Below are 9,055 nucleotides of genomic sequence, written 5' to 3'. Positions count from 1 at the left end.
TTAAATATACAGTGGTACTTTGAATAAGGAATGCCACGATGAAATATACTGGAAGTTGCCACTGTAAAGCGGTGCAATTTGAATTTGAAAGTGCACCTATTTATGATGCATTACAGTGTAATTGCTCCATTTGTATTCGTAAAAATGCCATTATGTCGAAAGAATGTTTCGGTGCTGACAGGTTTAGATTACTCTCTGGTGAGTCATTTTTAAAAACGTATCACTTTGGCGATCATGATGTGCATCATTACTTTTGTCAGCAATGTGGTATCTACCCATTCCACGACACACTTTATCAACCAGGCAGTTACCGCATTAATTTAGGCTGTGTTAACAACATAGAGCCGCGCGACTTGTCAATTACATATTTTGATGGTCGCAATGAATTGTAATTCATTTAAAAAATTGAATGTAACATTCGTTTTAATTTGTTTTGTTGTTTGAATGTTCAGTTTCATACTAGTGATGTGAATTAAACAATGGAGAGCAAAATATGAATGCAATAATACACACTCTAAAACAAGTGCTTAATGCTCCAGTAACTGAGCCTAAACAAGTCTGTAATTACCCAAATAATTATTATGGCGATCAATACTGTAAATAATGGCGATTTGATTTCGTTTTACGCTATGGTATCAAGTAATTAGTTGATACCACGTTAGTTTCTTTTTCCCAAAAACTCGTTAATTTTAAATTATAAGCTTTTTTTCAATTCTATCTTCCCTTGGCAACCGCTGTTAAAAAAGTGTATTTTACCGCTTTGTAGTTTTGTTAGGAGTTGGTTGTGTCTTCAAAAAACCTCTCAAAAGAACAACGGGTTGCTTTTATTTTGGACGATCTTGAAAAACGTTATCCGAACCCGCCCATTCCATTAGATCATAACGATCCCTATACCTTGTTAGTGGCAGTGTTATTGTCAGCGCAATGTACAGACGAACGCGTCAATCAGGTTACGCCTAAACTTTGGCAACTTGCAGATAATCCTTTCGATATGGCGTTGCAAGATGTTGAAGATATTCAAGCGATTATTCGCCCTTGTGGGTTATCACCGCAAAAATCTAAAGCCATAAAACGTTTGTCAGAAATTTTGGTCGCTGATTACAACGGGGTGGTGCCACAAGATATGGCATTATTAGAAACACTACCTGGGGTTGGTCATAAAACTGCAGGTGTTGTTATGGCGCAAGCGTTTGGCGTGCCATCATTCCCAGTAGATACGCATATTCATCGCCTTGCACAGCGTTGGGGTTTAACCAATGGTAAAAATGTAGAACAAACAGAAAAAGATCTTAAACGCTTGTTTCCTAAAGAGCGTTGGAATGACCTACACCTACAAATAATCTATTACGGACGTGAGTTTTGTACAGCGCGAGGTTGCCATGGTTTGGTGTGCCCAATTTGCACAACCTGCTACCCTAATCGCAAACATGCAAAAATAATCAAAAAGCCTTAAAGCAGTTTTTAAACAGTTTAAAACATAATTAAAGCAGCCTTAGATTGTAAATAGGCTGTTTTTGTTTTAGGGGCACAGTGTCAGAATAAATTCTGTTTGCTATCTTAAGTGTTAGTTCAAAATTCTTATTTGTGATTTTAACAGTGACAAATTGTTAACATTTTTAATGTTCAGACCGATAGCAACTAGCTATAGTTAAATAGTTTAGCTGTTAAAAAACAACAATAAAGGCTGTATTATGAAAATGCGTTCCAAACTTATTGCGGGATTTGCGATTACCGTAATTGTTCCTATTTTAGCAATATCAATGCTCTCGTTATCGCAAGCAAAAAGTGATGGTTTTACCCGCTTCTTAGCTACCACACATGCCGAAATACGACAAGTGGAAAAAGGGTTCAATTTATTTTTCCAGCAAGTCAAACACAATGCCAATTTCCTTGCCCAGGCATCTGCAGTTAAAAATGTACCAAGTGATGTTACCACTTACATGGGTGCTGAAAAGTCGATGTTGCCACTTGATGCTGTACCAGGCGAGGCAGACATTTACAGGCTTTACGAAACATTTGGCAAAACCCATCAAGAATTACTCTTTGTTTATTTAGGTACAGAGCAGGGCGGTTTTATCCAATACCCTGCAGAGCCATTAGGCAATTACGACCCACGTCAGCGTCCGTGGTATAAATTGGCGCAAAGTGCACGAGGGAAAACAGTTATTACCGAACCATACCAAGGGGTAACAGGGCAGGCGATGGTGTCTGTTGCAAAAGCAATCAATAATGAAATGGGGCAGTTTGTTGGGGTGCAATCGCTAGATGTAACGCTTGCAACCCTTACCGACATTGTTTCTAGCATTAAAATTGGCAATACAGGCTATTTAATTTTAGTGGATGGCTCAGGCACTGTGCTTGCCGATCCACGCAATGCGCAAAATAACTTTAAGCCGATATCAGAGCTTTCATCGCCAATTTATAAATCGCTAGCAGGTAATTTATCAAGCAAGTCTTTCACCATTGAAAATCAAGGTAAAACGTTAGAAGCGACTACCTACTTCTCTGAGGAGTTAAATTGGCGGTTTGTTGCCATTATTGAGCAAGATGAAATATTGCAATCAGCCTCTGAAATGAAAGTGTTTATCGGCATTATCGCGTTAGTCATGATCGCGTGTTTTGTGGTGGTAGGTGTTGTGCTTGCAAATCGTATTGTATACCCAATTGAAAAAGTGTCAGCAGGGCTTAAAGAGATTGCACAGGGGGAAGGTGATTTATCTAAGCGGTTAGATGTGATTGGCAATGATGAAATTAGCCAGCTGGCGAAATGGTTCAATCAATTTCTGTCAACGATTAATGATTTGGTTAAGGATATAAATCATAAATCGCAAATCTTAAATCAATCGGCGACAACATCTGGTGCAAAAGTAACTGAAATTATGCGTGCGAGCCATGAACAAGAAAGTAGTAGTGAAGTCGCTGCCAGAGGCACAGCCAACCTTGCCGATGTAGCTAAGCAAGTATCAGATGATTGCTCAATCGCAATGAGCGATATTGAGCAAGCCGAGCACTACGCCCTTGAAGGTAATAACGATGTTAAATTGGCAGTGACGGAAGTAACTAGCCTAAATGATTCTCTAAGCGAATCATCACAGGCCATGACGCAGCTCGAAAAAGAAAGTGAAAATATTACTAAAATTCTCGATGTTATTCGTGGCATTGCTGAGCAAACAAATTTACTTGCTCTTAATGCGGCTATTGAAGCTGCAAGGGCTGGTGAGCAAGGGCGTGGTTTTGCCGTTGTGGCAGATGAAGTTCGCACACTCGCTAAGCGCTCTCATGAATCGACAGAAGAAATCGATAAAGTATTAAGCAGTTTAATTGAGCAAACGCGTTTGGTTTCTGACAAAATGGCGAGCAGTGTAACTCACTCGGCAGATGCCATTGAAAAGGCTGAAAAAGCACATAATTCTTTTGATGATATTAGCCGTGCGGTGAACACAGTTAAACAGTTAATCTCACAAATATCGGACGCTGCACTATCACAATATGATGCTGCTGACGAAATAAATCGTGATATTTCTGGCATTAGTGATTCGGTTAAACATACTGCACACTCTGCTGACGAACTCGCTGAGGGTTCGCAACAATTAGTTGCATTATCAGAGGATTTACGTAATCTCGTGAATCGCTTCCATGTAAAATAATAGTATTGGCTTAGTGAAATACTAAGCCAATCTTAAACGCTATTCGACGGGCAAAACACGTATCGACAGCTTTAGCTGCAAAACTGGTCTACACTTTAGTGGAAACAGTTATAGGTGAATGCGATGTCACGTTTTGCTCTGTCTTTTATTTTTTATATTTGCTGTATTTCATCGCTTTTAGCCAATCAAGTTACCCCGCCAGATGCAAATGCGCCTGCCAGCGAAGCTATATCTTTCTTAGAAGTAAATGCAATTAATAACCCGCAATCTGTAATTGAGTTTATCGAAAAAAATAACCTTTTAACGCGAATTAATACGCCAGATGACAAAGTGCATGTATACAGTTATTACGCTCAAGCTTATCAATACAAAGGGGACAGAAAAAAAGCGATAGAGCTATTAACAAGTGCGTTAGAAGTGATTAATCAACACAGTGTTTCAGTTGATACACACAGTGATTTTCTAGCGATTCGTGCTTCGGTGTATGCTGAGCTTACTCAATATCAAGATGCAATAAACGACTTGCTTGTCATTATTAGTCTGTACCCTGAAGACTCTAATAATAGAAATATCGGCCTTGCCTACAAATCCTTGGGAGACACTTATTTATCAGCGAACGATCACAAAAATGCGTTTGATGCTCTTTATAAAAGCCAATTTGTTTTTAAAGCTTTAAAAGATCAAGGCATGTTAGCCGTTACCTTTGGGCGTTTGGGTGCTATTTATCGCACTATTGGTGATTTTGATAAAGCACTCGACAATATGTTGAAGTCGCTAAAAGTACTCGAAGGCATGCAAGATGAACGTCGTCTCGCCATTACTTATAATAATACAGCCATAATTTACAAAGACTTAGAGCGATATGATGAAGCGATTAATTTACACAAACGCTCGCTTAATCTAAAAGAAAAAATAGGCTACCAACGTGGTATGGTCTATTCGTATAACAATTTAGGTGAAACCCATCGCTTAAAAGGCGACTTAGTTGAAGCTCAGCGCTATTTAGATCAAGCGCAATTACTCGCGACTCAAATTAACAATCCAATGTTACTAGGGTCGACTTACTTATATCGCGCGCGTATTGCTAAGCAGCAAAGTAAACTTGATACAGCTCTAAACCATCTCGACAACGCCATGGCGATTTATTTAAAACGCAATTCGAAATCACGAATTGCGGAAGCAAATGTTGAATATGGCGACATTTATTTTAACCAAAGTAACTATGAAAAAGCGCAAAAAAGTTATCAAGATGCGCTTGATTTAAGTAAGGAAGTGAAAAAGAACGTAGTAACATTTGCGGCATATGAAGGGTTAGTAAATGCATTAAAGGAACAAGCTAGCTATAAACAAGCACTTGATGCACTAACAGAATATCAAGCAACAAAGGCTGCACTTTTTGATAAACAAAGTCAGCAACGGTTAGAATCATTAATCGTTGAAAATCAACTTTTTAGTGCTCAGCAGAAATTAAAACTCGCACAGCAAGAAAGTAAAATAAAACAAGCAGAGTTGGAAAGTGTTGAAACAACTCGCAATTGGGTCGCGTTATTACTGTTTTCGACTTTTATTATCAGTTGGCTGATTTATCGCAAAGTCCAGCAACATAACCGAATGCAACTCGAAATAAAAGCACGTAAAGAACTCGAGCTTAGCGAACGCCGTCTTAATTTAGCATTATGGGGAAGTGGTGATACGTTATGGGATTGGGATTTAACAACGGGGGAGATAAAACGAGAAAATTTGCCACGTCATTCTCGCTTTTCTGAAACGGCGACTGGGCTAGATGCAAGCAGTTTAAAGGAGTTTGTTCACCCTGATGATTATCAATTCCTCAATCAAGCATTAGCTGAGCATATCAATAACAAGACACCATTTTTTGAAGCCAGTTATCGCGTTTTAAATAATCAAGGGGAATGGTGTTGGCTTTTAGACCGAGGCAAAGTGGTTGAATTTGATGAAACAACTGGAAAGGGGTTACGCATCACAGGCACGCAGCGTGATATTACCAAATTAAAGCAACAAGAAGTGGCATTAAAAGAGCTTAATAGTGAACTCGAGTTGCGGGTGTTAGAGCGCACAACCGAGCTTGCCACTATGAACCAACAGCTAATGCATACCATTGAAAAGCTTGAAGTGGCTCAAGAATATATTATTGAAGCTGAGAAACACGCAGCCCTTGGTAGTATGGTTGCAGGGCTTGCCCACGAAATTAACACGCCGCTCGGTACAGCCATTACTGCGGTAAGTCATTTAAAAATGCAAACGCTATCCACAGAGTCGCAATTTAAAAGCAAAACGCTTTCCAGTCACGATTTTGAAAGTTTCTTGAGCGATGTAAACAACAGCAGTCAGCTAATTGAAAGTGGTGTTGGGAAAGCGGGCGAATTGGTAGAGCGCTTTAAACTACTCGCTGGTAAAAATAGCGCACAACGACCGGAAAATATAAATATCAACCACTTGCTTACCGAAAGCTTTAAAGTGGCGTTAAATACCTTACAAATTAATAACGAAAAGGCGCAACTTGTACTGCATGGTGAGGCGCTACTTTACAGTTATCCTGCAACTCTTGCGCAAGTATTCAACATACTAATTGAAAACGCACTGCTCCATGCGGATGTAGCTCTTGTAAAAATTACTTGTGAAATTGAAGGGGAAAACCAACAGCTTACTCTCGATTTTTTTGATAATGGCAAAAGTATTGAAAAAGGAGAAGAAAAACGGATTTTCGAGCCGTTTTACACAACCAAACGGCATCGCGGCCATTCAGGTTTAGGCCTTCATATTGCTTACAACAACATCACTCAAGATTTAAATGGCAGTATTGAATGTTATCAGCATCCTCAAGGCGGATTGGGTTATATCATTAAGCTGCCTAATATTAAATAATCTAGCTTTTACTCTTTAACTAAGATTTATTGATTGTTTCATAAATTTAAAACTCAATCCGTCTTGCCTGCCAGTAGGCTTTTTGCCAATAGCTGTTTTTGAGCGATGATAAGATCACACCTTGACTGGTAGATGCATGTAAAAATTGATGATTTTCAATATACATGCCGACATGATAGCTGCGTAATCCAGTTTTAAAAAAAATCAGATCGCCCGCTTGTAATTTATCTTTACTAATTGCTGTGCCAAATTGTGCTTGTTGTAAGGTAGTTCTTGGCAGCAAAAAACCAAAATGGTCGATATACGTTTTTTGCACAAAGGCGGAACAGTCGATGCCTTTTTTAGAGGTGCCTCCCAATTTATAGGGCACACCTTGCCATTCAGTTAACTGCTGATAGAGCTGATGTTTAGTGTTTGTTTTAAATTGTGATGTTGAGTTTGTATCGCGTTTAATATTTTTTGAAACGGGATTTGAACACCCTATTAGCATCACGCTAAGTAAACAAAGCCATAATAAATAGGTGTTTGTTGGTGTCTTCATCATGCGTTTAAGTCCTTTTAAATCGTTGCAATAAGATTAAAGCTTGGTGAACTCAGTTTTGCGGTGATAATCAATCGCTTTGCCACAATAGTCGAATTCAAAGTGGCAACACTCATCAAATAATGCACGTAACGCCTTTCGGCTTGATTGAACGCGAGATTTTAATGTGGAGTAACTCACACCCATTTTATCCGCTAAGGCCTTTTGCTCTTCATTTTCCAAGTCCACTGCAATTAACAATGTTTGCTGCTCTTGCGGTAAGTTTTGAATAAAAGGCGCTAAGCAATTCATTAAATCATGTTTGACTTGTTCATTGTCATCCAATATTTGAGGTGTCTCAGTTTGGTTGTGTTGTTTGGCGCGTGCTCTATAAAAATCAATGATGGTGTTATTAGCAACTTGAAAAAGCCACGATTTGACCTTGCTGATGTCTTTAACCAAATGCAAATTTTGGTAGGTTTTTATAAAAATTTCCTGCATTAAATCATCAACATCTGCTTTATTTTCAATTTTACTGTGAAGAAAGCCTTTTAATGCTTGTTGATATTCTTGCCAGACATTTTCGATATTCACTGTCACTTACTGCCTTAATATTATTACTAAAAAGTGTACATAGAAGACGTCAACTTTCACAGCAGGACGAAAAATTTTCGTCTTTTGCCGATGTCGCACGTCTTAAGAGATGTAAATGAAATAATAAAGGTAGTCATTATGCACTTTTTAAGTAACGAAACATTCAATTTAAAACCTGAAATCAAAGCATTGAGTACACACAAGCCAAAGGTGTTAATGCTGTACGGTTCATTGCGTAATACTTCATATAGCAAATTGGCAATACAGACAGCAGCTAACATTTTAGAGCATATGGGCGCCGAAGTTCGTATCTTTGACCCAAAAGGCCTACCTGTTTTTGATAATGATGAATCGGCCTCACATAGTAAAGTAAAAGAACTGCGAGAGTTGGCTAATTGGTCTGAAGCGCAAGTGTGGTGCTCACCCGAGATCCACGGCAATATGTCAGCGGTTTTTAAAAATCAAATTGACTGGCTGCCTTTATCATCCGGCGCTATTCGCCCTTCACAAGGTAAGGTGCTGGCTTTAATGCAGGTCAGTGGGGGCTCTCAAAGTTTTAATGCGTTAAATAATATGCGTGTTTTAGGTCGTTGGATGCGCATGTTTACCATTGCTAACCAATCATCAATTGCTAAGGTGTACCAAGAATTTGAACCTTCTGGCGAGATGAAAGCGTCTAATTATCGCAATCGAGTGGTTGATGTGATGGAAGAGTTGATGCGTTTTACGTATTTATTAAGAGATCATGATAGCTTTATGGTGGATAGATTTAGTGAGCGAAATGCATCCAAGCAAGAAGTTGCTGCGCTTAATAATACACTTAAAAAACATATCAATACGCCCGAAAAGGCATGTTGCCATTAAATACTTGGATAATCGCACCACATCTTTGTGGTGCGATTTAAGATAAATTTAATCTATTTTTGGCTAATTTTAACGTATTTAATCTCAAGTCAACTATTGACTATCAAAGTGTGAATTTTAGAATGCTCACAGCATTTTTATACGGAATAATTTGATGAAAAAATTCGCATGGTTTTTCGCGTTAATCGCACTTGCCTTATCGTTTTCGTTTGACGCTGAAGCTCGCAAGAAATTCGGCAGCAAAAGCAAAGGAAAAACGCAGCAGACCACAACAACACAACAAAAAGAACAAACTAATACCACTAATCCAACACTGCCTGCCAAAAAGTCATCTAAAAAAGGCTTAATGGGTGGCATTTTAGGTGGTTTACTCGCGGGTGGCTTAATTGCGGCTATGCTAGGCGGCGACTTTGAAGGCTTCCAGTTTATGGACTTCATTATTATTGCCTTGGTTGCCTTTGTGTTATTTAAACTATTTAAAATGATGATGGTGAAAAAAGCACAAAGCCAAGCGCAATATGCGGGAATGCCACCAATGGGTCAG

Annotated in this window: 7 protein-coding genes and 1 pseudogene; 6 read left to right on the top strand and 2 right to left on the bottom strand. The window is 38.8% G+C overall.

Annotation, left to right across the window (positions count from 1 at the left end; translation table 11 throughout):
* Window positions 1–38 precede the first annotated feature (38 nt).
* The 4 genes from ABYD77_RS15770 (at window position 39) to ABYD77_RS15755 (ending at window position 6,533) form a co-directional block, all read left to right on the top strand.
* Window positions 39–392, top strand: a complete 354-nt coding sequence (locus ABYD77_RS15770) for a GFA family protein (RefSeq protein WP_372771070.1) — start codon at window positions 39–41, stop codon at window positions 390–392.
* 392 nt (window positions 393–784) lie between these two features.
* Entirely contained in the window at window positions 785–1,453 is a 669-nt protein-coding gene (nth, locus tag ABYD77_RS15765) for an endonuclease III (protein WP_372771069.1), read from the top strand.
* 238 nt (window positions 1,454–1,691) lie between these two features.
* Entirely contained in the window at window positions 1,692–3,647 is a 1,956-nt protein-coding gene (locus ABYD77_RS15760; RefSeq protein ID WP_372771068.1) for a methyl-accepting chemotaxis protein, read from the top strand.
* A gap of 123 nt (window positions 3,648–3,770) precedes the next feature.
* The gene (locus tag ABYD77_RS15755) at window positions 3,771–6,533 is read left to right on the top strand and encodes a tetratricopeptide repeat protein (protein ID WP_372771067.1); all 2,763 of its coding nucleotides are present in this window, start codon (window positions 3,771–3,773) and stop codon (window positions 6,531–6,533) included.
* A gap of 46 nt (window positions 6,534–6,579) precedes the next feature.
* On the opposite strand, the gene ABYD77_RS15750 is transcribed toward ABYD77_RS15755, so the two are convergent.
* Window positions 6,580–7,077, bottom strand: coding sequence for an NlpC/P60 family protein (locus tag ABYD77_RS15750; RefSeq protein WP_372771066.1), 498 nt, complete (start codon window positions 7,075–7,077; stop codon window positions 6,580–6,582).
* A gap of 33 nt (window positions 7,078–7,110) precedes the next feature.
* A complete protein-coding gene (gene sigZ, locus ABYD77_RS15745) occupies window positions 7,111–7,653 on the bottom strand; it encodes an RNA polymerase sigma factor SigZ (RefSeq protein ID WP_372771065.1) in 543 nt (180 codons plus the stop codon).
* A 132-nt stretch (window positions 7,654–7,785) separates the two neighbouring features.
* Between sigZ and arsH the strand changes: the two genes are divergently transcribed.
* Window positions 7,786–8,511, top strand: coding sequence for an arsenical resistance protein ArsH (gene arsH, locus ABYD77_RS15740; protein ID WP_372771064.1), 726 nt, complete (start codon window positions 7,786–7,788; stop codon window positions 8,509–8,511).
* 154 nt (window positions 8,512–8,665) lie between these two features.
* Window positions 8,666–9,055 (top strand): annotated as a pseudogene (locus tag ABYD77_RS15735) (Tim44 domain-containing protein); the annotation flags it as partial.

Origin of the sequence: Pseudoalteromonas sp., assembly GCF_041629635.1 — a bacterium.
In the GTDB taxonomy this organism is placed as follows: Bacteria; Pseudomonadota; Gammaproteobacteria; order Enterobacterales; family Alteromonadaceae; genus Pseudoalteromonas.
Note: the sequence above shows the minus strand (reverse complement) of the source record. Positions and strands in the feature narration are given on the sequence as shown.